The organism is Sphingobium sp. RSMS (genome assembly GCF_005406185.4).
Lineage (GTDB): Bacteria > Pseudomonadota > Alphaproteobacteria > Sphingomonadales > Sphingomonadaceae > Sphingobium > Sphingobium fuliginis.
Genome location: NZ_CM191257.1, coordinates 227,040 through 252,382 on the forward strand (window position 1 = coordinate 227,040; position 25,343 = coordinate 252,382).

The window sequence follows — 25,343 nt, forward strand, 5'->3', positions numbered from 1 at the left end:
GTTAAAGTCCGGGTGATAAAACGCCGTAAATGGGAGCGAATGGACTGGGGGAGGACAAGATAAACAAGAATCAATGGTAATTTTTCAAAATACACATCACAATGTGATCCTGTAAGCATTTAGTCCTTTGGTGACATTGCTAGGCTAGCTTGAAGCGTCTCAAAGGCTATCTTGCCATTATAGATTAGGTAATGCGTGCCAGCGCGCACGACACCAAACCCACATGCCTTGGCAGCCTTGATTAGAGCCGCCTCTGACGTCTTGGTTTCAATGGTAATAGCTTTACGTTTGGCGATGCCACCCTCGGCTTTCAACGCTTTGGCTTCAACCAGCTTCCGCAGATATTCATGTTCGGAAAGAGGAATGAAGCAGGCGGTGTAGGGGCTATCGATCATTTTTGTACGGCGGCTCATCGGCTGGCCTCCTGATGCAGGAAGCTTTCCAAATCGGATACATAGTAGAAGCGTCGTCCCCCTAGCTTATGGCTTTTGGGGCCAAGCCCCTTGCTCTTCCAATCAGCCAAGGTTTTCGAGCTAAAACCCAAAAACGCAGCAGCGTCTTCGCGGGTAAGCCTTCCCTGTATGCCTGCAAGTGCTTGGGACAGAGATATTCTCATGTTACTTTGATTCACGGCGTACAATCCCATAAAGTTAAAAAGAGGGATGTCGCTTAAATTGAAACGACCGAGGGCGTCAAACGAGGTTAATACGAATTACTGTCTTTTTTATTCGTATAAATTAGTAGTTCCAATTAGATTTCGTTTCAAATAACGAATTTGACTCCAGAGACTTAAAAAAGATAATGCAATGTTGCAATCTGGAGGTGTTAATGTCGCTCAAATTCTCTAAACTTACTCGACCTGCAATTCGCTCGTTGCAGCCAGGAGGCAAACTCCATGAGCATGGGATTCATGTGGAACGGCTGGCTAACGGCGATGCACGTTACAAAATCAACATAATGGTAGACGGCCAGCGAATTCACCGGGTCATCGGGCGAGAGAGTGATGGCGTCACGCGCGAACAAGCCGAACGTGCCATCGAGACGCTGAGGACCAAGGCGAGAGAGGAAAGGCTGGACCTTCCCAAGGGTAGGAAGATTGCAATGTCCTTCGCCGCAGCGGCAGACGACTATCTTGTTCGACTGGAAGAATCGGGTGGCAAAAACATCCGGGCGAAGCGGCAACATCTGGCAATGCACCTCAAGCCCTATTTCGGTCGGGACCGGCTGGATAAGATCACAACATTTGACGTTGATCGATACAGGAAGGAGCGCGGAGAGGCGGGGGCTTCGGAGGCTACGATCAACCGCGAATTCGCTACCCTTTCTCATATGCTCAAATCGGCTGTTTCTTGGAAGTGGATCAGCGCGGACCGTGTACCTGAAATGAAGAAGGCCACCGAAGACCTAAAGCCGATCACGATTCTTTCAGAGGCGGAATCAGATGCATTGATGGCGGCGGCTATGATGGATGAAGATGACCGGCTCTGGTTGTTTGTGGCTTTTGGGCTAGGCGCAGCCATGCGTCATCGTGAGATTCTGAAAGTTCGTTATGACCAGATAGATTTTGAACATCGCCGCATATTCATTCCTCAAGCTAAAGCTGGGCAGAGGGAGCAACCCGTTACGCCAAGTCTGGCAGCGGCACTTCGTCGTCAGCGCAAGGCCGATGGTGATTCGTCTGGTTGGATTTTTCCTGCCGCTAACGGTGACGCATCAAAGGTAGGCTATCGGACCAATATGGGGCGTCAGTTTGCTCGCGCTGTGGCAAGGGCTAAGCTGGATACCTCGAAAATCACGCCGCATACAATGAGGCATACGGCAATAACGCGGTTGGTTCAGGCTGGCGTCGATCTACCGACGATACAAAGGATCAGCGGACACAAGACCTTGGCAATGGTGCTGCGCTATACCCATATCTACGGCCAACATATCGATGAGGCTATTACCGCCATCGACCGCCCAGTTCCTGTCGGCGTTACACCAAAATTACACACAAATATCAGGGGTCACGGGCAAGCTAATGCGGCTTAGAAAAAAACCATTTTAAATCAATAGCTTGATGGAGGCCCGAGCCGGAATCGAACCGGCGTATACGGATTTGCAGTCCGCTGCGTCACCACTCCGCCATCGGGCCTCGGCATGGGTGGCCGCAAATGTGCGGCTTTTGATGCAAAGTCAAGCAGCGCTGTTATATTGGGGCGCAAGATTCTGGCGCCGCGGCGCGCAAAGCCGCTTGGCGTGGCTTGTCCGCTGATTTAGAGGTCCGATTATATCTTTGCTGTATTGCTTTCCTAATACAGCTTTTCTAAAAAGCTATCCCAGTCGAGGAATTGTCGTGACCGAGCAGAATTTTTCATCGATGCGGACCGCCATGGTCGAAAGCCAGCTTCGCACCAGCGATGTGGATGATCAGCGCGTGATCGCGGCGATGGCGCATGTGGCGCGCGAGGAATTCGTGCCGGCCGAGCGGCGGGCGATGGCCTATGTCGACCGGCCGGTCCCGCTGGCGAATGGGCGTGCGCTCAATCCGCCGCTGGTGACGGGCCGCCTGCTCAAGGAAGCGCAGATCCTCAAGGGCGACAAGGTGCTGCTGATCGGCGCGGCGACCGGGTACAGCGCGGCGCTGCTCGCGGCGCTGGGCGCGCAGGTCACCGCCGTCGAGGAAGAGGGCGGGCCGCAGATCGCGGTCGACGGCATCACCCTTGTCCGCGGCCCCCTGAATGCCGGTTCCGCGGCCGGCGCGCCTTATGACGTGTTGTTTGTCGACGGCGCGGTGGAGGAAGTGCCCGCCGCGCTCGTTCAGCAGCTTGCCGATGGCGCGCGGGTGGTGACGGGTATCGTCGAGCGCGGCGTCACCCGTCTGTGCAGCGGCCGGGTGGTGTCGGGCGTGCTGGGTCTTTCCCGCCTCGCCGACATCGAAATGGTTGTGCTTCCGGGCTTCGCGGCGCCGGAAAGATTTGTGTTCTGAAAGGGCCTGTTGGGGGGGACATGACGGCAAAAGTTCAGCTTCCGGGGCGCGCCGCCCTCATCCTGTTGCTGTCGATGTCCTCCACGCTGGCGGGCGCGGCCCATGCGGAGACGTTGCAGGGGGCGTTGGCCAAGGCCTACCGGTCCAACCCGACGTTGACGGGCGCGCGCGCCGGGCAGCGGGCGACCGACGAGAATGTGCCGCTGCAGAAGGCGGCGGGTCGGCCCTCTTTGGGAGCGAACGGAACCTATACGGAGAGCATTCTCAAGCCGACGATCAGCTTCACCTCGCCGCAGCGGACGGTGGATGCGAACGCGCAATTGACCGTGCCGGTCTATTCCGGCGGCGCCGTGCGCAACGGCGTGAAGGCGGCGAAGACCCGCGTTGCCGCGGGCCAGGCCGATCTGCGCGGGACCGAGGCGAGCGTCTTCTCGCAGGTGGTGGCCGCCTATATGGACGTGATCCGCGACAGTGCGGTGGTCGCGCTCAACCAGGCCAATGTGAAGGCGCTGGAGGTCAATCTCCAGGCGACCAGCGACCGCTTCGAAGTGGGTGACGTGACCCGGACGGATGTCGCGCAGTCCGAGTCGCGGCTGGCGCTCGCCCGCTCCAATCTCCAGACGGCGGAAGCGAACCTGATCGCCAGCCGGGAAAATTACATCGCGCTGGTGGGTGAGGCGCCGGGCGATCTTCAGCCGCCGCCCGAACTGCCCGGACTGCCCGCGACGCCCGACGCCGCGGTGCAGGTCGCGCTGAAGGACAATCCGGACATCCTGGCCGCGGCCAAGAGCCGGGAAGCGACGGCCTATGATGTGAGGGCGGCGAAGGCGGCGGTGTCGCCCACGCTCTCCGCCTTCACCCAGGCGGGCTACACCAATTATCTCGACTCGCTCAACGCCGTGAACAGCGCCAACGGATCGCAGATCAACAAGCAGGCGTCCGCGGGCGTGCAGATCAGCGTTCCGCTCTACCAGGGCGGGCGTCCGGCCGCGCAGGTGCGGCAGCGGCAGGCGCTCGAATCGCAGGCCATGGAGCAGGAGATCGAGGTCGAGCGCGGCGTCATCGCGCAGACGCGATCCGCCTATGCGAGCTGGCAGGCCTCGCTGGAGAGCATCCAGTCGAACCAGAAGGCGGTGGACGCGGCGAACCTGTCGCTGGAAGGGGTGAGGGCGGAGAATTCCGTGGGCAGCCGCACCATCCTGGACATCTTGAATGCCGAGCAGGAGGCGGTGAACGCCAAGGTCCAACTGGTGACGGCGCGGCGCAATGCCTATGTCGCGGGCTTCAGCCTGCTGGCGGCCATGGGCCATGCGGAGGCCGACGACCTGAACCTTGAAACCGGCGCCCTCTATGATCCGATGGTCAATTATGAGCGGGTGAAGGGCAAGTGGTTCGATTGGGATTTCGACCCGGCGCCGAAGGTTCAATCGACGCGGACCGTTGACTCCCCGGCGCAAAACGCCAATGTGGACCCCGGTTTGGCGCAGCCTTAACGCAATTTTAACCCCGAAGGCGTTCCTTTGGTGCTATGGCGTTAACGGGGACTGGAACAGGGGTTGACCATGGGCGACATGAGCAAGGAACCCTCGATGGAGGACATCCTGTCGTCCATCAAGCGGATCATCGCTGAAGAGGGCGAGGAAGCGGTGCAGACCCTGCCGCGCCGCGTGCGCGGCGAGGCCGCGCAGAAGGTCAGGCCCGTGCCGGTCGCGGAGGCGATGTCCGACCCTGCCAGCGACGAAGTGCTGGAACTGACCGACGAGGTTGCTGTGGAGGAACCCATGCCCGCCCACCGAACGTCCCGCACCCCCCGGCCCGTTGCCGAGCAGGAGGATGCGTCCATCCTGTCCGTCGAGAGCGAAGTGGCGGCCCGGCATTCGCTGTCCGCCTTGTCCTCCATGCTCGTGACGCCCAGGGAAGGCGAGGACAATACGCTGGACGGGCTGGTGCGTTCGATGCTGAAGCCGATGCTGAAGGAATGGCTGGACGCGCGGCTGCCGCAGATGGTCGAGGATATGGTGGCCAAGGAAATCGCCCGCATCACCGGCCGTTGAGCCGGCAGCAGGCGCTGATTCGCCTATTTGTGGCGAACGGTTGCCGGTCCTGGGCGCGTTGCGTGCCTTACGCATCATGATCCGACGATCTTTGTTCTTTTGTTACGCTCCGGTGGTTGATCCTTGCGCCATGGCGGGACGCTGCCTACACCCTTGTCCATAGCTGTCGACGCCGCCCGCACGAGAGCGGCGCGATCCGATCCAAGGGTGTTCATCCATGAAATATCTTCTGCAGGCGGGACTTGGCGCTCTGGCCCTGGCCCAATCCGCGTTGGCCGTCGCGCCGGCCTCTGCCCGGCCATTCACGCCCAGCGACATGGTCGGCCTCCGCCGCGTGTCGGCGCCGGCGGTTTCGCCGGACGGGCAATGGCTGGCCTATCAGTTGCGCGTGACCGATCTTGCGGGGAACAGGGGGCGGACGGACCTGTACCTGCTGGACCTGAGCCAGGCGGGCGCGGCGCCCCGCTTGATCGCCTCCGTCGCGGATAAGAATGAAAGCGCGCCTGCCTTTTCGGCGGACGGGATATCGCTCTATTATCTCTCCAACCAGAGCGGCGACGACCAGCTTTGGCGAGTTGCCCTGACCGGCGGCAAAAGCGAGCAGGTGACGCAGGCGCCCGGCGGGATTTCCGGTTTCCTGCTGAGTCCGGCGGGCGATCGGGTCGCGCTGTGGGCGGACCGGCCCGTAGGCGCGAAGACATTGGACGATGTGAAGGCGGCCCCGCCGCCCGGCGCGGGCACGGGCCGGGTCTATGACCAACTGTTCGTACGCCATTGGGACATGTGGGCGGACGGCCAGCGTTCCCGGATATTCGTGATGCCGCTTGGCGGCGGCAGGGCGGTGTCGGTCATGGGGGCGCTGGTCGGGGACAGCCCGTCCAAGCCCTTTGGCGGCGCCGAGGAGATTGCGTGGAGCGCGGACGGCAAGACCCTGTTCTTCGCGCTGCGTGAGGCCGGGCGGATCGAATCCCTTTCGACCAATCTCGACATTTTCGCGGTTCCCGCCGACGGCAGCGCGGCGCCCGTCAACCTGACGGACGGCAATGATGCGATGGACAGCATGCCCGCCGTCTCTCCGGACGGGAAATGGCTGGCCTATGCAGCGATGAAGCGGCCCGGTTATGAGAGCGACCGGCAGGTGCTGATGCTGCGCAACATCGCGACCGGGGAGACCAGGGCGCTGACCGAGGCGTGGGACCGGTCGGTCGCGTCCATCGCCTGGGCGGCGGACGGGAAGGGCCTTCTGGTCACGGCGGACGATGTGCTGGATCATCCGGTGTTCCGGGTGGACGCTGCGTCGGGCAGGGTCGCGCGGCTGACCCGGACCGGGCATGTGGGCAGCGTCCTGCCCTTGCCCAAAGGTGGCTTCGTCTATTCGCTCGACAGCATCCAGGCGCCCGCCGATTTCTGGAAGATGCCCGGCAAGGGCAGGGCAGTGCGGCTGACCAGCGTGAATGCGGACAAGCTGGCCGGGATCGACGACGTGTCGGTGCAGCGCTTCAGCTTCAGGGGCGCCGATGGCGACACCGTCTGGGGTCAGATCGTGAAGCCGAAGGAGGGGGCGGGCAAGCTGCCGGTGGCTCTGCTGGTCCATGGCGGGCCGCAGGGCAGTTTCAACGATAGCTGGTCCTATCGCTGGAATCCCAAGGCGTTCGCCGCCCATGGCTATGCGGCGGTGATCGTCGATTTCCACGGCTCGACCGGCTATGGGCAGGCCTTTACCGACAGCATCAACAGGGATTGGGGCGGGAAGCCGCTGGAGGACCTGAAGCTGGGTCTGGCCGCCGCCGCGGCCAAGGATGCGCAGGTCGATGCCGGCAATGGCTGCGCGCTCGGCGCCAGCTATGGCGGCTATATGATGAACTGGATCGCGGGCAACTGGCCCGACGGGTTCAAATGCCTGGTCCAGCATGACGGCGTATTCGACGCCCGCGCCATGGCCTATGAAACGGAGGAGCTGTGGTTCGACGAATGGGAACATGGCGGGCCCTATTATGAAAATCCGCAGGAGTTCGAGAAATGGAACCCCGTCAACCATGTGACCCGGTGGAAGACGCCGATGCTGGTGGTGACGGGGGAGAAGGACTTCCGTATTCCCTATACGCAGGGGCTGGCGGCCTTCACCGCGTTGCAGCGGCGCGGCGTGCCGTCGAAGCTGCTGGTGTTTCCGGACGAGAATCACTGGGTGCTGAAGCCGCGCAACTCGCTGCAATGGTATGATGAGGCGCTGGGCTGGCTGGACCGGTGGACGAAGAAATAAGGTCGCCCCCGAGGCGGCGGAAAGTTGACGCCGCCGCCGCCTTGCGTAAAGGCCAGCCTATGACCGAACTGCCCAAGACCTTCGACCCCGCCGAAATCGAATCCCGCTGGTACGCCCATTGGGAGGAGAAGGGGCTGTTCCGCCCGGAACGACCCGACGCAGAGCCCTTCACCATCGTCAACCCGCCGCCGAACGTGACGGGCAGCCTGCATATCGGCCATGCGCTCGACAACACGTTGCAGGACATCGCGATCCGCTACGAACGGTTGCGCGGCAAGGATGCGCTGTGGGTGGTGGGCACCGACCATGCCGGCATCGCGACGCAGATGGTGGTCGAGCGGCAGATGGAGGCGCGGCAGGACAAGCGCACCAACTACACGCGCGAGCAGTTCATCGAGAAGGTGTGGGAGTGGAAGGCGGAGAGCGGCGGCGCGATCACGCGCCAGCTTCGCCGCCTGGGATGCTCCATGGACTGGGCGAATGAGCGCTTCACCATGGATGAGGGCTTTTCCAAGGCCGTCATCAAGGTGTTCGTGGAACTGCACCGCCGTGGGCTGCTCTATCGCGACAAGAGGCTGGTGAACTGGGACCCGCGCTTCCGCTCGGCCATTTCCGATCTGGAGGTCGAGACGCAGGAGGTGAAGGGCGGCTTCTGGCATTTCCGCTATCCGCTGGCCGATGGCGTTCGCCTTGCCAATGGCGCGGACCATATCGTCGTGGCGACCACGCGTCCGGAAACGATGCTGGCCGACATGGCGGTCGCCGTTCATCCCGAAGACCCGCGCTACCGGGATGTGATCGGCAAGGACATCCTCCAGCCGATCACTGGCCGCCGCTTCAAGATCGTCGCTGACGAGCATGCCGATCCGGAACTGGGATCGGGTGCGGTCAAGATCACGCCCGGACATGATTTCAACGATTTCGAAGTGGGCAAGCGGGCGGGTTTCAGGCCGGCCGAAATGCTCAACATGTTCGATGCCGACGCCAATGTCGTCCAGACCGCCGACGGGCTGATCCCGGAACGGTTCCTGGGCCTGCACCGCTTCCGCAACGACGGCGTGGACGGGGCGCGGGAACTGGTGGTGGCGGAGATGAAGGCGCTTGGCCTGCTGGTTCCGCATGTCACCAGGAACAAGGAGGGTGAGGAGGTCGTCACCGACGCCGAGCCACGCACCATCCAGACGCCCTTTGGCGACCGGTCCGGCGTCGTGATCGAGCCCTGGCTGACCGACCAATGGTATGTCGATGCGCAGAAGCTCGCCGTCGCGCCGATGCAGGCGGTGCGCGACGGGCGGATCGAGATCGTGCCGAAGACCTGGGAAAAGACCTTCTTCAACTGGATGGAGAACATCCAGCCCTGGTGCGTGTCGCGCCAGCTCTGGTGGGGGCATCGGATTCCCGCCTGGTATGACGAGGACGGCAATCCCTATGTCGCGGAAAGCGAAGAGGAAGCGCAGGCTCTTGCCGGCAATAAAAGGCTGACCCGCGACCCCGATGTGCTGGACACCTGGTTCTCCTCCGCGCTTTGGCCCTTCGGCACGCTAGGATGGCCGGAAGAGACAGAGACGCTCAAGCGCCACTATCCCAACGACCTGCTGATCTCCGGCTTCGACATCCTGTTCTTCTGGGATGCGCGCATGGCTATGATGGGGATGGAGTTCATGGGTCCGGAGCGGAGCGATCCGCGAGAGAAGGTGCCGTGGCGCAAGCTCTACCTCCACGGACTGGTGCGCGCCGCGGACGGACAGAAAATGTCCAAGTCCAAGGGCAATGTGGTCGACCCGCTGGGTTTGATCGACCGGTTCGGCGCGGATGCGCTGCGCTTCTTCATGGCGGCGATGGAAAGCCAGGGCCGCGACGTGAAGATGGATGAGAAGCGCGTCGAGGGCTATCGCAACTTCGCGACCAAGCTGTGGAACGCGGCCCGTTTCCTGCAATCGAACGGCGTCACGGCCTCGACCAGCCATGAGGCGCCCCATGCGGAGGCGCCGGTCAATCGCTGGATCGTCGCGGAAACGGTGGCGACCGTGCAGGCGATCGACACCGCCATGGCCGAACTGCGCTTCGATGCTGCGGCCAACGCCATCTATCACTTCATATGGGACCAGTTTTGCGACTGGTATATCGAGCTGACCAAAGGCTCCATGGATGAAGAAACAAGGGCGGTGGCCGGCTGGGCGTTCGACCAGATATTGGTGATGCTGCATCCCTTCATGCCCTTCATTACCGAAGAGTTATGGAATCTGACCGGAACGCGGGAAGGCGAACTGATCGTCGCGCGCTGGCCGCAGGCGCTCTATGCCGTCGACGGCGAGGCGCAGGCGGAGATCGACTGGCTGATCCGCCTGATCGGCGCGATGCGGACGGCGCGCACCGAACTCAACGTGCCGCCGGGCGCGAAGCTGGGCGTCGTCGTGCATGATGCGTCGGAGGAAACCCGCCGCCGCATCGACCGCCAGGGGGCCGCATTGGCGCGCCTGGGCCGGGTGGAAAGCCTGTCCTTCGGCGACAGCGTCACGGGCGGCGCGGCGCAGATCGTGGTGGACGAGGCGACATTCATCCTGCCGCTGGAGGGCGTGATCGACATCGCCGCCGAAAAGGCGCGGCTCGCCAAGGCGCTGGCGGCGGCGGAGAAGGAACGGGATTCGCTGTCCGCGCGTCTTTCCAATCCCAGCTTCGTCGAGAAGGCCAAGCCCGAGGCCGTCGCCAAGGCGCGGGAGGACCATGGCGAAAAGGCGGCCGAGGCGGAAAGATTGAAGGCGGCGCTGGAACGGCTCGCCTGAACGGCCGGCGCATCGGGCAGGGTGCGCCGGCAAAAGGACCGGAAGGGGCGCGCCGGAAGGATACGGCGTCCCTACGGTCCCCATCCGCAAGGGGGCAGGAGGGATCATGGTTGCAGGGGAACATCGGGCCAGGGACCTGACGCAGGGACCGATCGCATCGGCCCTGCTGCTGTTCGCCGTCCCGACATTGGCGTCCAACATCCTCCAGTCGCTGAATGGATCGATCAACGCCATCTGGGTCGGCCGTTTCCTGGGCGCGCAGGCGCTGGCGGCGACCGCCAACGCCAACATCACCATGTTCCTGATGTTCTCCATCGTCTTCGGCTTCGGCATGGCGTCGACGGTGATGATCGCGCAGGCGGTGGGACGGGGCGATCTGGACGCGGCGCGCCGCGCCTTCGGTTCTGCCGTCGGCTTCTGCACCCTGCTGGGCCTGGTCGTCGCGACCGCCGGATGGATCGGCGCGCCCACTTTGCTGCGGCTGCTGGCGACCCCGGCGGAGGCGTTCGACCTGGCGCTCGTCTATTTGCGGGTGATCTTCGTTGCCATGCCCGCCTCCCTGCTGAGCGTCATGATGATGATGGGCCTGCGCGGCACGGGGGATGCGCGAACGCCGCTGATCTTCATGTTCGTGAGCGTGGGCGTCGACCTGGTGCTCAACCCGGTGCTGATCCTGGGACTGGGGCCGATCCCGGCCATGGGCATAGGCGGGTCGGCCGCGGCAACGGCGGCGGCGGGCGTGGTCAGCCTGATCGGCCTTGTCCTCTACACCTATGCGAAGGATCTGCCGTTGCGCCTGCGCGGGCGGGAACTGGCTTATCTCCGCCCCGCGCCGGACCAGATGCGCGTCCTGTTCGGCAAGGGGCTGCCGATGGGATTGCAGATGATCGTCATGTCCGCATCCGGGCTGGTGATGATCGGCCTCGTCAACCGGGAGGGTTTTCTGGTCACCGCGGCCTATGGCGCGGCGCAGCAGATCTGGACCTATCTCCAGATGCCGGCCATGGCGATGGGCGCGGCGGTCAGCGCCATGGCGGCGCAGAATATCGGCGCCGGGCGATGGGACCGGATCAGCCGGATCACCGGCTATGGCATGGGTTATCTGCTGCTGATCACCGGCACGATGGTGGCGGTGATCCTGCTGTTCCACGCGCCGCTGCTGGCCTTGTTCCTGGGACGGAACGAGGCCGCCATCGCCGCCGCCTGGCACATGCAGCTTCTGGCGAGCTGGAGCTTCGTGCTGTTCGGCGGCACGATGATTCTGTTCGGCGTGATGCGGGCCAATGGCGTGGTGGTGCGGCCGCTGCTGATCCTGATCTTCACCCTCTTCGCGGTGCGGCTGGGCTTCTACCATCTGGGCTATCCGCATCTGGGGGCAGACGCGCTGTGGCTGAGCTTTCCCGTCGGTTCCGCGTCGTCCTTCCTGCTGGCAGGGCTGGTTTACCTGCAGGGCGGCTGGCGCAAGGCGAAGCTGCTCGTCCCCGTGGACGAGGAGGAGTGCCGCGAAAGCATCAATGCGGAGAGCGAGCCCGCCGGACGGATCGTCCCGGCGGGATAATCGCTTACCGGCCCTGGCTGCGCCAGCGCGTGATGGTGCGGTCGAGGATGTCCGCTTCGCCGCCGGACTGGCGCCAGAGTTCCGTGAAGCTCGGATCGCCCGAGGCTGGACGCCGCTCCTCCTCCAGATTGTCGAGCGCGACGCGGATCGGCACGGCGACGCCTTCGCCGCAGATGATCGCCTCCCGGTTGCGCAGGGCGGGAATGGAATCGAGGAAGCCGCGCGCGCCTTCGGGCATGGCGGCCTTAACGAAGGCCTGGTCGCGGTCGTTGTTGAGGCGCATCGAGATGATCGTGCCGCATTGCGACAGCACGCCTTCGGCCAGATCGGACGGGCGTTGGGTGATGAGGCCCAACGATACGCCATATTTGCGGCCTTCCTTGGCGATCCGTTCCAGGATGCGGCGGACGGCCTGACCGCCGCCGGTCGTGCTGCTGGGGATGTAGCGATGCGCTTCCTCGCAGACGAGCAGGATCGGGCGCTGCGGCTCGTCCCGCGCCCAGAGGGCATAGTCGAACACCAGCCGCGACAGCACCGACACCACGACGGACGTGATGTCGGACGGCATGGACGACACGTCGATGATCGAGATCGGCTTGCCGCCGGAGGGCAGGCGGAAGATCTTGGCGAGGAATTCCTGCATCGAATCCGCGACCAGCATGCCGGAGAACATGAAGCTGTAGCGCGGATCGCTCTTGATCTCGTCGATCTTGGTCTTGAGCCGCATATAGGGCAGCGATCCGGTGCCCTTGTCCAGCTTCCCCATCTCGTTCTGGAGGATGTTGGTGAGGTCGGACAGCAGATAGGGGACGGGCGAATCGACGGTCAGCCGGCCGATGCTCTCCGCCAGCCGGTTCTTGGACCGCGCGGCCAGCAGGCATTTGGCGAGGATGTCGCAATCCACCGTCCGCTCTGAGCCTTCGGAGGTGACGAACACCTCGCAATGCTCCTCGAAATTCATCAGCCAATAGGGGAGGGCGAGGTTGTTGACGTCATAGACGGCGCCATTCTGCTGGAAGGCGGCGCCATATTCGCCATGGGGATCGATCATCACGATATGCCCCTGCGGCGACAGGTCGCAGATGCGGTGCAGGATGAGCGCGGCGCTGGTCGACTTGCCGGTGCCGGTCGAACCCAGCAGCGCGAAATGCTTGCCCAGCATCGAATCGACATAGAGCGCGGCGCGGGTGTCGGACGTGGGATAGACGGTGCCGATCTGCACATGGGGGCGGTCGTCGGCCGAATAGATCTGCTGCATGTCCGCGCTCGATACCGGATAGACCTCCGTCCCCGGCGTCGGGTAACGGGTCACGCCCCGGCGGAAGCGGTAGATGCGCCCCGTCAGCTTTTCCTCATCGCCTTCGCCCAGAAAGTCGATGTCGACGATGATGCTGTTGCTGTCCTGCCGGTCCATGGTCATGGCGCGGACGCTGGCGATCAGCCAGACTTGGCCGACGCGCATCTTCACCTGGCTGCCGACCTGCCCCGCCATGGCGAGCGAAGGATCGGGATCATGCGACAGCGCGGCAATGCGCGAGGCGTCGATGATCAATTGCGAACTGGACCCGGAAATCTGGAAAACCATTCCCATGGCATCGACCGGAGCCTGAAAGACATGCGGCTGCGCGCCGGCGAAATGGTCTGCACCGTGCATCTGGGTCATGAACCTGTTTTCCTTCGACCGGACGGGATTCCGGCACGTCGGATCGATTTAACCGGCGACTGGTAAAGAATCTGCTTATCGCTCACCCATGTTAATGGTGCGGCCACGCCCGGCGCCGCGATGGTCAGAGGAAATGCGTGTCAGGCTTGGCTGTTGAAACATTGGCCGAAAATCGGGAAAATCCTGTGTCGCGGGTGCTGACGACGGATGCGGCGCGGCGCTCCGACGCGATCTCCATCGCGCGGGTGATCTGCATTCTGGGCGTGGTCTATGTCCATGCGTGGACGGGCCTGAACGGCCATGATCTGGAAAGCCTGAGGGGCACGTCGCAGGACAGTTTGCGCTGGGGCCTGATGGAGGTTTTCGGGCGCAGCGCCGTGCCGTTGCTGGGCCTGATTTCCGGCTGGCTGGTCGAGGGGTCGTCGCGGACCCACGACTGGTTGCGCCATGTCGGGCGGAAGGCGCGGACGATCCTGTTGCCGATGATCCTGTGGAATGCGCTGGCGATCCTGTTCGTTTCGGGTGCGGCCTGGATGCTGGGCCTGTCCGCGCCCGTGCCCTCGTCCACCGGCTGGATGTTCGAGGAGCTATTCATCGTCAGCCGCAATCCGGACATCAACGTGCAGATGCCGTTCCTGCGCGACCTGTTCCTGTGCATGCTCGCCGCGCCCCTGTTCGTCCGCCTGCCGGGCTGGGCGCTGGGGGCGGTCGCCGCGATGGCGGCGCTGTGCCAGATCATGGGCTGGGGGCCGCCGGTGCTGATGCGCGCATCGATCCTGTTCTTCTTCATCATGGGCATCGTCGCCCGGCGCGAGGGGCTGGCCGATCGCGTGGCGGCGCTGCCCTGGATGGTCGCGGCGCCGCCCTTTGCGCTGCTGATGACCGCGCAGCTCTATATTTCCCTGCATCCGGGCGCCTTGCCGCCGGGCGTCGGCACGGCGGTGCTGGACATGGCGGTGCGGGTCGCGGCGGCGTTGTTCTTCTGGCGGCTGGCCTGGTCGTTGGCGGCCAGCGCGGCGCGGGGCATGTTGTTGCGGATCGAGCCTTTCGCCTTCTTCCTCTTCTGCTCTCACCTCATCCTGATCTGGCTGGGCGGACCGGTGCTGGGGGTCGTGTTCGGCAAGCTGGGCTCACCCTTCTATCCCGCCTATCTGCTGGTGCAGCCGCTACTGGTGCTGGTCGCCGTGGTGCTGCTGGGATCGCTGCTCAGCCGCGCCGCGCCGGGGCTTGCGAAGCTATTGAGCGGGGGCCGCCTGATGGCTGTCTGACGCCGTTCGGCCGGCCACCGCCTGGCCTGCCGCCATGGCGATTTCCAGACTGCGCTTGCGCGCCTCGAAATCGTGGATCTGGCCGCCGATGATGATCTCGTCCACCTGCGTGCGGCGGATGAAGGCGGCCAGGTCGCGCTCGACATCGGCCTGGGTGCCGATGCTCGACGCGCTCAGCACATCGGCCAGCATCGCCTGCGCCTGCGGCGGCAGGCTTTCATAATAGCCGGGCACAGGCGGTTGCAGCTTGCCCGGCTGCCCGGTGCGCAGCCGCACGAAGGCCTGCTGCATGGAGGTGGCGATGAGCCGCGCCTCCTCCACCGTGTCGGCGGCGAAGACATTGTAGCCCGCCATCACATAGGGATATGCGAGCTGCGCCGACGGACGGAAATCACGGCGGTAGATGGCGATGGCCTCATCCAGCGCGCCCGGCGCGAAATGGGAGGCGAAGGCATAGGGAAGGCCCAGTGCGGCGGCCAGTTGCGCGCCATAGAGGCTGGAGCCGAGAATCCAGAGCGGCACATCTTCACCCGCGCCGGGGGTCGCCTGGAAGCCGAGGCGGCTGTCGCCCGCGAAATAGGCCTGCAACTCCATCACGTCGCGAGGGAATTCGTCCGGGCCGCCCGTCAGTGTCCGCCGCATCGCCTGCGCCACGCGCTGGTCGGAGCCGGGAGCGCGGCCGAGACCCAGGTCGACGCGGCCGGGAAAGAGCGCCGCGAGCGTGCCGAACTGCTCCGCGATCAGCAGCGGCGCATGATTGGGCAACATGATGCCGCCCGCGCCGATGCGGATGCGGCTGGTGGCCTGTCCGATATGCGCCAGGACCACGGCGGTCGCCGCCGAGGCGATTCCCGGCATGCCATGATGTTCCGCCACCCAATAGCGGTGGAAGCCAAGGCTTTCGGCATGGGCGGCAAAGGCGGCGGCGCGGCCAAGCGCCTCACTGGCGCTACTGCCTTCGTTGACGGGGACAAGGTCCAGAACGGAGAAACGGGTCATGACCCGCATATGGGGGGATGACCGGTTTTATTTCAATACTATTCGAGAGGGATTTGGGCGTGGCGTCAGCGGGGTTTGGATGGGTGGAAGGCGGACCGACCCATCGCGGCGCACTGAATGGCGAAGGATTGCTCCCCGAAATCAACTGGCGGCGCGGCCAAATCCTGGGGCCGGACTGTCGACGCGTCTGCCGAAGCCCTGCGGCCGGCGAGCGACCAGCGGATTGGCCTCGCGGTCGAGCAGGGCCATCGTCTCTGTGAAGCAGGGGCGCAGCGCGACGACATCCTCGATCAGTTCGTCCGGGCCTTCGCGGCTTTCGACGCAGCGGCGGGCGACCATCTCGATCTTCTCGGCCATGCCGCTCAGCCGATAGGCGCCGAACTGGGCCGACTCGCCCTTCAGCGTGTGGGCCGGGGTGACCAGCGCAGCGGCGTTGCGGGCGCGGAAGGCTTCCTCGATCGCGCTGATCGCCTTTGCGCCGTCCTCGCGGAAATAGCCCAGAATCCGCAGGAAAGCGGTCCCCAACTCCGATCGGGACTTGGCAAAATCGGTCCAGTTGACCAGTTCGGCCTCTTGATATGACACCCTGACACTCCCTGTTCTGCCGGGGGAATATAGAAGAGGAGCGTAAATAGGGGGTTAAGTTGCGGCGCGAGGGGAGAAGGCACCACGATGGGAGGAGGATCGTTAGAGCGATCGAGCGAGAGCAAAGAGATGCGGCCTCTCGGCAATGAAGGTCCAACCCTGCTGCCGGGCCAAGGCCTCCAGTTCCACTGGCGCAATCGGATCATCCGCCTCGACCGTCACGGCATCGGCGGATCGCATCGCCCGCGCCGCGCGGAGAGCGGGCCAGGGGCATTTCATCCCCCTGGCGTCGATATGAACCGCTTCACTTGCTGGCATAGGGGTTTTTGGCGCTGCGCAGCGTCAACCGCACCGGCACCGCGCCGAAGCCCAATTCCTTGCGGATGCCGTTCACCAGATAGCGGCGATAGCTTTCCGGCAGCTCGTCCAGCCGCGTGCCGAACAGCACGAAGGTCGGCGGGCGGGTCTTGTTCTGGGTGATGTAGCGCAGCTTGATCCGCTTGCCGCCGGGGGCGGGAGGCGGATTGGCCTCCAGCGCGCGTTCGAACCAGCGGTTGAGGATGCCGGTCGACACGCGCTGCGACCAGGCGGTGCGGGTTTCGAAGGCGACGCGGATCAGGTCGTCCAGACCCTTGCCGGTGGCCGCGGAGACGGTCATGATCGGCACGCCGCGTATCTGCGCGAGACCGTCGGACAGCGCCTGCTTGATGCCCTGATAGAGCGCCGAGCCATGCTCCACCGTGTCCCATTTGTTGAGCGCGACGACGAGGGCGCGGCCTTCCTCGATCACCTTGTCCGCGATGCGCAGGTCCTGCGCCTCCAGCCCGCGGGTGGAATCGAGCAGCAGCACGACGACTTCGGCAAAGTTCACAGCGTTCAGGCCGTCCGAAACCGCCAGCTTTTCCAGCTTGTCCTGCACCTTCGCGCGCTTGCGCATGCCCGCCGTGTCGATCAGGCGGACCGGGCGTTCTTCGCCGTCAGGGCTGGTCCAGCTCCAGTCGACGGCGATGGAGTCGCGGGTGATGCCGGCTTCCGGCCCGGTCAGCAGGCGGTTTTCGCCCAGCAGGCGGTTGATGAGGGTCGACTTGCCGGCATTGGGGCGGCCGACGATGGCGAGCTTCAGCGGCGCGGATTCGAGGTCGGCCTCTTCGGGTTCGGCCTCCTCTTCCTCCTCTTCGCGGTCGATATAGGGGAGCAGCGCCTGGAACAGGTCGGCCAGCCCCTGGCCATGTTCGGCGGAGAAGGGAACCGGGTCGCCCAGGCCCAGGCTGAACGCCTCCATCACGCCGTCGTCGCCTGCCCTGCCCTCGGCCTTGTTGGCCATCAGCACGACGGGGGCGTCGCCTTCGCGCAGCCAGCGGGCGATTTCCTCGTCCAGCGGGGTGATGCCCGCGCGAGCATCCACGACGAACAGCGCGACATCGGCGTTCTCGACCGCCGCCTGCGTCTGCATGCGCATGCGGCCGGGCAGGGTCTGCGGGTCTTCATCCTCATAACCGGCGGTGTCGATGATGGTGAAATCGACGCCCAGCAGGTTCGCCTGCCCCTCCCGCCGGTCGCGGGTCACGCCGGGCTGGTCGTCGACCAGCGCCAGCTTCTTGCCGACGAGCCGGTTGAAAAGGGTGGACTTGCCCACATTGGGGCGTCCGACAATGGCAACGGTGGGCAGCATGAGAGGCCCGTATCCTTTAAAAAATGGGTGCTCCTGCGAAGGCAGGAGCCCAGTTCCACCGCTTGGACTGGGCTCCTGCCTTCGCAGGAGCACGTTTACCTGAAATCGCCGGTGGCGTCAGCGGAATGCCGTCAGCTTTCCGTCATCGGCCAGGATATAAAGCGTGTTGTTCGCGACGATCGGCGACAGCGACATCGACCGGTCGAGATCGATTTCCGCCTGGATCTTGCCGGTCGTCGGATCGACATAGTTGAGGTCGCCATGGGTCGACACCAGCACCAGCCGCCCGCCAGCCAGCACCGGGCCGGTCCAGCGGATCGCCTTGTCCTTCTTCTTTTCCTTCTGCCAGCGGCGGAGCTGGCTGATCCAGCGGATCTTGCCCGTGGCGCGGGCGACGCACAGCAGCTTGGCGTCGCTGGTGACGGCGAACACCCATTCGCCCACGACCGAAGGGGTGGAAATGCCGGCGATGTTGATTTCCCACAGACGCTGGCCGCTCACCAGTTCATAGCTCGCCATGCGGCCGCCCTGGCCAATCGCGAACACCCGGCCGCGATCGATGACCGGATCGGCGTCGATGTCGGTCAGCGACGCCACGGCGGTCGAGATGCTGGTGCGCGAGAGCGCGTCGCCCCACAGCGTCCGGCCATTTTCATAGCGATAGGCGGTCAGTTCGCCCGAGCTGTAGCCCGCGATCACCGTGCCCTGCGCGGCGGCGGGGGCGGCCACGCCGAAAATGCCGGTTACTTGCAGCGTGCCGCTGTCGGTCCACTGCACCTCGCCGTCGCTCTGGTTGAGGGCGAAGATCTGATTGTCCTGCCCCATCACATAGACATGGCCATTGGCGAGCGTCGGCGCGCCGCGCAGCGGGCCGCCGGGGCGCTTCTTCCACAGGATCGCGCCGCTGTTCGCATCCATCGCGGCGACATCGCCCACGCCGGTGCTGGCATAGAGCTTGCCGTCGATCACGCTCACGCCGCCGCCGAACAGGGCCCGGCCGCTGCCTTCGGCGGGCAGGGGCGTCTGCCACAGCTTCGCACCGCTGTTGGCGTCGAAGGCGATGACCCGCGCATCGGCGTCGATGACATAAAGCTTGCCGCCGACCACCACCGGAGCGGAGGCGAGGCGGGCCTGCGGCGTGCTGCCCGAAATGGAGGCGGTCCAGGCCTGCGAGGGCGAGGGTCCCAGCGCCAGATTGCCCATGGTCTTGGCGGGGCTGCCGCCCGGCTGCGACCATTGGTCGTTCACATAGGGTTCGGGCAGGGTCACGGGCACGTCGGCCAGCGTCGGGTCGACCTCCACCCCCTGTTCATTGCTGAGGATCGAGGTGCGCTTGCCGACCACCGGGGTCTTGGGGCCGCCCTTCTTGCCGCCCACGATGCCGCAACCCGCCAGCAGGGCGATCATCATGGCCACGGTCAGGGCGCGGCCGGCGCCCGAAAATTTCGTCATGCTGTGCATTCCCATGCGCCCAATCATTCCTGTCCCGCCGCGACCGGCGTTTCGACTGCATCCACACCCAATAAGCCTGCCATCTGTCGCGCGCGTGAACGGATCGACTGGGGCACGTTCCTGTCCTTCGCCATGGCGGCGAACAGCGGCCCGGCAAGATCGGGCTTGCGCATCTTCATATAGGCGATGGCGACCAGTTCCCCGGCGCTGCCGAACCAGGGCGCGCCCTCGACGGCCAGGGGTTTCAGCCGGTCGACCACCTGCTGCGGAGCGAGGCTTTCATATTCCAGCGTGGTCTGGCGGATCAGCGCCAGGTCGCGATAGGGGCGGTCGAGCGAACCGTCATCCGCCATCGCCTTATAGGCGGCGATGGCGGCCTTGCTGTCGCCCTTGCGCGCGGCGGTGCCGGCCTTCACCAGCAGGGCGGAGGCGCGGAAGCCGGGCTGGCTCGCCTGGGTCAGCTTGTCCAGTTCCTTCGCATCGGGCGTGCCGCCGCCGACCGCCGTGGCGATCACCTTGTCCATTTCCTCCGACACGGCCTGCGACTGCGTCTTCGTATAATGCTGCCAATAGAGCCAGCCGGCGAAGGCCGCGAGGCCGATGACCACCGCCGCCACGATCCAGCGGCCGAAGCGCTGCCAGAAGGTCAGCAACTGGTCCTGCCGGACGGCTTCGTCGACCTCACGCATGAAGGCTTCGCTGTTTTGCGGCGTCAGGGCCACTTGGGTCTCCAGAAATTCGTCAGTTACGGCACGCGGAAGGCGCGATCATTAGCGGGGCTCTTGGCTCACGCAAATCACTTTTTGGGCCGATAGACCTGATCTTCGGTCGGAAAGTGCCGGTTCCGGACATCTTGCGCATAGCGGGCGGCGGCATTGCCGATGGTTTCCGCGATATTTTCATAACGCTTCACGAAACGGGGCACGCGCTCGAACATGCCCAGCATGTCCTCCGCCACCAGCACCTGCCCGTCGCAATGGGCCGAAGCGCCGATGCCGATCACCGGCACGTCGACGCTGTCGGTGACGGTGACGGCGATGTCCTCCATCACCCCCTCCAGCACCATGGCGAAGGCGCCCGCCTGCGCGACGGCGCGGGCGTCGGAGATGATCTTCGCATGTTCCTCCTGGCTCTTGCCGCGCGCGCCATAGCCGCCCAGCGCGTTCACCGCCTGCGGGGTGAGGCCGATATGGGCCATCACCGGAATGCCGCGCTGGCTGAGGAAGCTGATGGTTTCGGCCATGGCGACGCCGCCCTCCAGCTTCACGCCCGCGCAGCCGGTTTCGGCCATGACGCGGCTGGCGCTGGCGAAGGCCTGTTGGGGAGAGGCTTCGTAACTGCCGAAGGGCATGTCGACGAGGACGACGCTGTGATAGCTGCCGCGCACCACGGCGGCGCCATGGGCGATCATCATGTCGAGCGTGACCGGCAGGGTGGAGGGGAGGCCGTAGATCACCTGGCCCAGCGAATCGCCGACCAGCAGCATGTCGCAATGCGGATCGAGCAGTTGCGCCTGCCGCGCGGTGTAGGCGGTCAGCATCACCAGCGGCTGTTCCGTCTTCCCCTCGAACTTGCGCCGCTGGATGGCGGGCACCGTCAGGCGCTTCATCGGCGCGGGGGTGGGGTTGGCGCGGCTGGTCGACGTGTCGAGCGTGAAGGTCGTGGACATGGGATGCGCTCTACCGCAGCGGGGCGCGGGGCGCAAATCGGGGCCGTATCCAATCCGTTCAGGGCGGCATTGAAAAATGCGGGGAGCGACAGGGCCGTGTCGCTCCCCGCAGGGGGTGAACATCGTTGGATGCCAGCCCCTATCGAGAGGCCGTGGGCATCGTCAGAACGAGAATTTGATCGTACCGCCCCAGGTCTGCGGGTCACCGGGCTGACCGGCGATCAGGCCGGTATTGCCCGGCGCGACCTGGAGATTTTCGATATAGTTCACGTCGAAGGCGTTGCGGACCCAGCCGAAGATGTCGAACCCTTCACCCCGGAAGCCGGCGCGGAAGTTGGTCAGGGCATAGCCCTTCACCTCCGTATAGATGGACGGCGAGGCGTTGGAGTTCCAGTGCGACCGGTAATTGCCGTCGACGCCCAGATAGAGCTGGCCGTCCTTGTCCAGCAGCGTGACCGGAATGTTATATTCCGCGCCGTAGGAGAAGGCCCATTTCGACACGCCGGGGAGACGCTCGCCGGAAATGTCGACAAATGGGGGGCTGACCTGATTGGCCGTTGCTGCCGATCCGGGTGTGCCGGTGTAGGTGCACCTGCCGGTCACCGCAATCCCGGTGCTCGACCCGCCGCTCAGTTCCGGCGGCGGCGGCGCGTTGCAGAACTTCACATATTTGGCATCGGTGTAGGCGCCGTTGGCATAGGCGGTGAAGCGGTCGCTGGCGACGACCTTGAAATCTGCCTCGATACCCTGGGACCGTACCTTGTCGGCGTTGGCGAGATAGCCGCGCGTCGTGCCGAACTGGCCGCCGTTCACCGTCGCCTGGAAATTCTCGATCTCCGTGCGGAAGGCGGTGAGGTTGAAGGTCGCCCGACGGTCCCAGAACTGGGTCTTCAGGCCGACTTCGAAATGGTTGACCCGTTCCGGCTTCACCGTGCCCACGGCATAGTTCACCGTATTGTCCGAATTGAGCGGCAAGCCATTCTGGTTGATGCCCAGCGTCTTGAAGCTCTTCGCATAGGTCGCATAGGCAAGGATGTCCTGCGCGATCTTGTAGTTGACGTTGAAGTCGTAGGTGAAGTTCCAGGCGCTGTCGGACGGCGCGCTGAGTTGCGGCTGGTAGACGCCGCACTGCGCCGTCAGCACGGCATTGCCCTGCGTCGCGGTGGGTGCGCAACTGTTGATGACCGCTCCGGAGCCAGTGGTGACCACGCGCTGGTAGAAGCCCGACTTCTTGTCGTAGTTCAGGCGCGCGCCCGGCTGGATGGTCAGGGCGTCGGTCACCTTCCAGCTCAGCTGGCCGAACAGCGCCGCGCTGGTGCTCTTGAGCCATTGCGTGTTGGTCGCGGTCAGGCCCTGAAGGATGCTTGGATTCCCTGCATTCGCGCCGGTCAGGCTCCAGCGGCTGGCGTCCGCGCCCTGCTGCTCCGTGCCCTGCGTGTCGATCCGCTGCTTGAAGCCGAACAGGCCGACCACGAAGTCGATCTTCTGGCTTTCGTAATTATAGCGGAATTCCTGGCTGTACTGGTCCTGCTGCGAGGGGTTCTGCGATTTCGAAACGACCGACAGGCCGGTGAAGTCGCGGTCATTCTCCGGCTTCCAGTCCCAGAAGCGCCACGCGGTGACGGAGGTCAGCGTGCCGGGGCCGACATCCCACTTTATCCTGGCGGAGACGCCGCCGATCTTGTTGCCAGCGTTCAGGTTGCTGTCGAGATCGGTCAGCCGGTCATAAGGATTGCGGCTGGGCACGGCATAGTTGCGGCCGGGATAGGCGGGGTTCGGGTTGGCGTTGATCGCCTTGACCAGCTCATCATATTGGCGCGTGATCGGGCGCTGCGTCGTGCCCACCCGCACGAACACGGTGCCGCAGCATTCCGGGTCCTGTTTGCTGTAGTCGCCCGACAGGGTCAGGCTGAAATTGTCGGTCGGCTTGAACAGCAGTTGTCCGCGAATGCCCAGATTGTCCTGCTCGTTGATCCAGCGCTGGGACGTGACGTTGTAGATCGTCCCCCGGCGGCTGGTCGCGGCGACGGCGATGCGGGCGGCGATCGTGTCGGACAGCGGGCCGGAAATGGCGGCCTTCGCCTGCTTGTAATTGAGATTGCCGACGGTCAGTTCGGCGCGGCCCTCGAAATCGAAGGTCGGCTGGTTGGTCGTGATGTTGATCGCGCCGGCCGTGGTGTTCTTGCCGTAGAGCGTGCCCTGCGGACCGCGCAGCACTTCGACCTGGGCGACGTCCAGAAAGTCGAAGGTCGCGGCGGCGACGCGGCTGTTATAGACGTCATCGACATAGATGCCGACGCCCTGCTCGAAGCCGTCGCTGGTCAGGCCGAACGGCACGCCGAGGCCGCGGATGTTGACCGAGGTGTTGCGCGGGTTGGTGGTGTAGACCTGAAGCGTCGGCGCCAGTTGCTGGAGCTTCACGACGTTGAAATTGCCGGTCGCCTCTATGCTGTCGCCGCGGATTACGGAGATCGCCAGCGGCACCTCCTGCGCGGTTTCCGCACGGCGGCGGGCGGTGACGATGATCACTTCCCCGCGGGCAGTGGCTTGTTCGGCGCTGTCCGCAACGGGTTGAGCCGCGTCCTGCGCAGATGCGGTGGACGCAATAAAGGATGCGCTCGCCACGCCGGCGAGCAACAGAAAACGCGCAATCATTGTATATTCCCCTTCCGGATGTCCGGTGAATGTTGATCGCGGCCCCTGCGGTGATCCGCTCAAAGCCGTTGGTCTGGGGATGGAAAATGTGGCCCACCCCTTGCCACCTGTTATCCGGCCCTTTGCGGGCCTTGTTCAGCAACCCTGAATCTTCTTGCTCCCCCCGCTCTTGTTTCAGGCGGTGAGGCGCGTCTTTTCCGTCACGTCGATCTGCACGACGCGTGCGTCATGCACGGTCAGCGTGACAGATCCGAAACGAAGCGCCTCCAGCACGCTGCGCACCTTTTCGATGCTGACCGCAATGTCGTGGCGCTGCCCGTCACTGCGGCCGTTGCGGGCGAATTCAATCGATCGGTTTTCACTCATAAACACCTCTTAGCCGCTCTTTATCTCAACTGTATTGATAGACAAAAAAGCAAATATAAGGGGCGCTCAAGTTTCTCTTGTCGCGCCCCAAAAGCATCGTTCGGAAAATGGGTCCGGTTTTCCGTAGAAACGATGCGATAACAAAAAACTATAGATTTAGCCGTTGACCCGCAGCGCCGCCAATCGCCGCTCCTGATGCGCCAGCGGGATGGCGGGCCGTAACTGGCGCATTGCAGAAGCCTGCTCATGCGCATTGTCGATCAGTTTTTCGAGCAAAGCCTGGCCGAAGCGCCATTCGCCCAGGCCCGAATCCGCATTGATATGGCCGCAAAAGCCCGCATCGACAAAGCTGCTGCCCCAATTCTTGCCGATGCTGTGGGCGCGTTCGAAGAAGATATAGGGATCGTTGCGGCTCGCCACGACGATCGAGGGAAAGGGCAGTTGCGCGCGGGGCGTGGGGCCGAAGCCGCCGATCGTCTCGGGCGTTTCCATCCGGTCGCAGTCGGGCGGCGCCACCAGCAGCGCGCCGGTCACGGGCCAGCCATAGGCCTGGCTCTGCAAGGCGCCCCACCAGGCGACCGCAAGGCAACCCAGGCTGTGCGCGGCCAGGATGATCGGCCCCTCCGCCGCCCGGATCGCGGCGTCCAGCCGCGTGACCCAGCTATTGCGGCTGGGGCTGGCCCAGCTTCCCAGGTCGACCCGCTCGCAATCACCGCGCGTCTTTTCCCACAGCGTCTGCCAATGACCCGGCCCGCTATTGTTGAGACCCGGTATGGTCAGCACGACCGGCTGGCGCGCGTCTCCCGAATGTCCGAATCGCTCCATGGTCAAATCCTCGTCCTATTGTCGAGGGAGAGATAATTCTATTTATCCGGTAGACAATGGTCAAGCGGCAAAATGTGTCGGAATCTGGGCAACCCGATTCATCTGAGGTTCATATAGTGGAAAGGGTCGGGGACTACCACCTTTGCGCCGCCTGAAACCGCCGGAACGCCCCTTACCAGGGGTAGATCAGCCCATAATAGTGAAAGACGCTGCGGCCGTAAGCGTCGTCATAATCGGGTCGTTCATCCGGCAGATGGCGGGGCGCCTGGTCCAATATGTCCTTGGCCAGGTCCACCACATAGCCGCCCTTGTCCGTGTCGTAGCTCAGCATCGACCAGGGCAGCGGATAATGATCGTTGCCGATGCCCAGGAAGCCGCCGAAGGACAGCACGGCATAGCGGACCTGCCCGCTGCGCTTGTCGACCATGAAGTTGGAGATGTGGCCCAGCCGCTCCCCCTGGCGGTTGTAGACAGTGGTGCCTTCGATCCGGTCGGATGCGATCAGGTCGCCATGATTTTCCCTCGCCACGTCAGACATCGTCACTCTCCTGCGAAGAAATCGCGTT

22 protein-coding genes and 1 tRNA gene are annotated in these 25,343 nt (G+C 64.0%); 8 read left to right on the forward strand and 15 right to left on the reverse strand.

Going from position 1 to position 25,343, the window contains the following annotated elements; genetic code table 11:
* Positions 1-119: 119 nt before the first annotated feature.
* Together EGM87_RS01025 and EGM87_RS01030 are read right to left on the reverse strand one after the other, a co-directional pair.
* Positions 120-413 carry a hypothetical protein gene (locus EGM87_RS01025; protein WP_048578846.1) on the reverse strand — a complete coding sequence of 98 codons (294 nt, stop codon included), beginning with the start codon at positions 411-413 and terminating at the stop codon, positions 120-122.
* Complete coding sequence (locus tag EGM87_RS01030) at positions 410-646, reverse strand: helix-turn-helix transcriptional regulator (protein ID WP_373886289.1); 237 nt, start codon at positions 644-646, stop codon at positions 410-412. The genes EGM87_RS01025 and EGM87_RS01030 overlap by 4 nt, the downstream gene beginning before the upstream one ends.
* 182 nt (positions 647-828) lie before the next feature.
* On the opposite strand from EGM87_RS01030, the gene EGM87_RS01035 reads away from it, so the two are divergent.
* Positions 829-2,031 (forward strand): tyrosine-type recombinase/integrase, encoded by a 1,203-nt coding sequence (locus EGM87_RS01035; RefSeq protein ID WP_137709283.1) that lies wholly within the window; start codon positions 829-831, stop codon positions 2,029-2,031.
* A gap of 29 nt (positions 2,032-2,060) precedes the next feature.
* Here the strand turns inward: EGM87_RS01035 and EGM87_RS01040 are convergent.
* Positions 2,061-2,134 (reverse strand) — tRNA-Cys (locus tag EGM87_RS01040).
* A 201-nt stretch (positions 2,135-2,335) separates the two neighbouring features.
* Here EGM87_RS01040 and EGM87_RS01045 point away from each other — a divergent pair.
* The 6 genes from EGM87_RS01045 (at position 2,336) to EGM87_RS01070 (ending at position 11,623) form a co-directional block, all read left to right on the forward strand.
* Positions 2,336-2,968, forward strand: a complete 633-nt coding sequence (locus tag EGM87_RS01045) for a protein-L-isoaspartate O-methyltransferase family protein (RefSeq protein WP_044661744.1) — start codon at positions 2,336-2,338, stop codon at positions 2,966-2,968.
* Between the two features lie 20 nt (positions 2,969-2,988).
* A complete protein-coding gene (locus EGM87_RS01050) occupies positions 2,989-4,461 on the forward strand; it encodes a TolC family outer membrane protein (RefSeq protein ID WP_137709282.1) in 1,473 nt (490 codons plus the stop codon).
* A 69-nt stretch (positions 4,462-4,530) separates the two neighbouring features.
* A complete protein-coding gene (locus tag EGM87_RS01055; RefSeq protein ID WP_044661746.1) occupies positions 4,531-5,022 on the forward strand; it encodes a DUF2497 domain-containing protein in 492 nt (163 codons plus the stop codon).
* Positions 5,023-5,239: 217 nt separating this feature from the next.
* Positions 5,240-7,282 carry an alpha/beta hydrolase family protein gene (locus tag EGM87_RS01060; RefSeq protein ID WP_137709281.1) on the forward strand — a complete coding sequence of 681 codons (2,043 nt, stop codon included), beginning with the start codon at positions 5,240-5,242 and terminating at the stop codon, positions 7,280-7,282.
* A gap of 59 nt (positions 7,283-7,341) precedes the next feature.
* A complete protein-coding gene (locus tag EGM87_RS01065) occupies positions 7,342-10,065 on the forward strand; it encodes a valine--tRNA ligase (RefSeq protein ID WP_103000741.1) in 2,724 nt (907 codons plus the stop codon).
* A gap of 106 nt (positions 10,066-10,171) precedes the next feature.
* Positions 10,172-11,623 carry an MATE family efflux transporter gene (locus tag EGM87_RS01070; RefSeq protein ID WP_137709280.1) on the forward strand — a complete coding sequence of 484 codons (1,452 nt, stop codon included), beginning with the start codon at positions 10,172-10,174 and terminating at the stop codon, positions 11,621-11,623.
* Positions 11,624-11,627: 4 nt separating this feature from the next.
* Here the strand turns inward: EGM87_RS01070 and EGM87_RS01075 are convergent, their stop codons facing one another.
* Positions 11,628-13,286, reverse strand: coding sequence for an ATP-binding protein (locus EGM87_RS01075; RefSeq protein ID WP_048577965.1), 1,659 nt, complete (start codon positions 13,284-13,286; stop codon positions 11,628-11,630).
* A 146-nt stretch (positions 13,287-13,432) separates the two neighbouring features.
* On the opposite strand from EGM87_RS01075, the gene EGM87_RS01080 reads away from it, so the two are divergent.
* On the forward strand, positions 13,433-14,554 hold the full coding sequence (locus EGM87_RS01080; RefSeq protein ID WP_044661750.1) for an acyltransferase family protein: 1,122 nt from the start codon (positions 13,433-13,435) through the stop codon (positions 14,552-14,554).
* On the opposite strand, the gene EGM87_RS01085 is transcribed toward EGM87_RS01080, so the two are convergent.
* The 11 genes from EGM87_RS01085 to EGM87_RS01135 all read right to left on the reverse strand — a co-directional run bounded on the left by EGM87_RS01085 (position 14,522) and on the right by EGM87_RS01135 (position 25,315).
* Positions 14,522-15,553: an LLM class flavin-dependent oxidoreductase gene (locus EGM87_RS01085; RefSeq protein WP_137709279.1), complete on the reverse strand. Its 1,032-nt coding sequence runs from the start codon at positions 15,551-15,553 to the stop codon at positions 14,522-14,524. The two genes, EGM87_RS01080 and EGM87_RS01085, sit on opposite strands and share 33 nt — an antisense overlap.
* 141 nt (positions 15,554-15,694) lie before the next feature.
* Positions 15,695-16,138, reverse strand: coding sequence for an Hpt domain-containing protein (locus EGM87_RS01090; RefSeq protein WP_048577963.1), 444 nt, complete (start codon positions 16,136-16,138; stop codon positions 15,695-15,697).
* A 102-nt stretch (positions 16,139-16,240) separates the two neighbouring features.
* Positions 16,241-16,456 carry a sulfurtransferase TusA family protein gene (locus EGM87_RS01095; protein ID WP_137709278.1) on the reverse strand — a complete coding sequence of 72 codons (216 nt, stop codon included), beginning with the start codon at positions 16,454-16,456 and terminating at the stop codon, positions 16,241-16,243.
* On the reverse strand, positions 16,443-17,810 hold the full coding sequence (der, locus tag EGM87_RS01100) for a ribosome biogenesis GTPase Der (RefSeq protein WP_044661752.1): 1,368 nt from the start codon (positions 17,808-17,810) through the stop codon (positions 16,443-16,445). The genes EGM87_RS01095 and der overlap by 14 nt, the downstream gene beginning before the upstream one ends.
* Positions 17,811-17,927: 117 nt before the next feature.
* Complete coding sequence (locus EGM87_RS01105) at positions 17,928-19,271, reverse strand: outer membrane protein assembly factor BamB family protein (protein ID WP_410483120.1); 1,344 nt, start codon at positions 19,269-19,271, stop codon at positions 17,928-17,930.
* Between the two features lie 14 nt (positions 19,272-19,285).
* Positions 19,286-19,984 (reverse strand): tetratricopeptide repeat protein, encoded by a 699-nt coding sequence (locus EGM87_RS01110; RefSeq protein ID WP_025549908.1) that lies wholly within the window; start codon positions 19,982-19,984, stop codon positions 19,286-19,288.
* 74 nt (positions 19,985-20,058) lie between these two features.
* Positions 20,059-20,931 carry a 3-methyl-2-oxobutanoate hydroxymethyltransferase gene (gene panB, locus EGM87_RS01115; protein WP_061940160.1) on the reverse strand — a complete coding sequence of 291 codons (873 nt, stop codon included), beginning with the start codon at positions 20,929-20,931 and terminating at the stop codon, positions 20,059-20,061.
* Positions 20,932-21,093: 162 nt separating this feature from the next.
* Positions 21,094-23,586, reverse strand: a complete 2,493-nt coding sequence (locus EGM87_RS01120) for a TonB-dependent receptor (RefSeq protein ID WP_044661755.1) — start codon at positions 23,584-23,586, stop codon at positions 21,094-21,096.
* Positions 23,587-23,760: 174 nt separating this feature from the next.
* Complete coding sequence (locus EGM87_RS01125; RefSeq protein WP_025549910.1) at positions 23,761-23,952, reverse strand: YezD family protein; 192 nt, start codon at positions 23,950-23,952, stop codon at positions 23,761-23,763.
* A gap of 156 nt (positions 23,953-24,108) precedes the next feature.
* Positions 24,109-24,777, reverse strand: coding sequence for an RBBP9/YdeN family alpha/beta hydrolase (locus tag EGM87_RS01130; protein WP_025549911.1), 669 nt, complete (start codon positions 24,775-24,777; stop codon positions 24,109-24,111).
* Positions 24,778-24,949: 172 nt separating this feature from the next.
* The gene (locus tag EGM87_RS01135; protein WP_137709276.1) at positions 24,950-25,315 is read right to left on the reverse strand and encodes a PRC-barrel domain-containing protein; all 366 of its coding nucleotides are present in this window, start codon (positions 25,313-25,315) and stop codon (positions 24,950-24,952) included.
* Between the last annotated feature and the right edge of the window lie 28 nt (positions 25,316-25,343).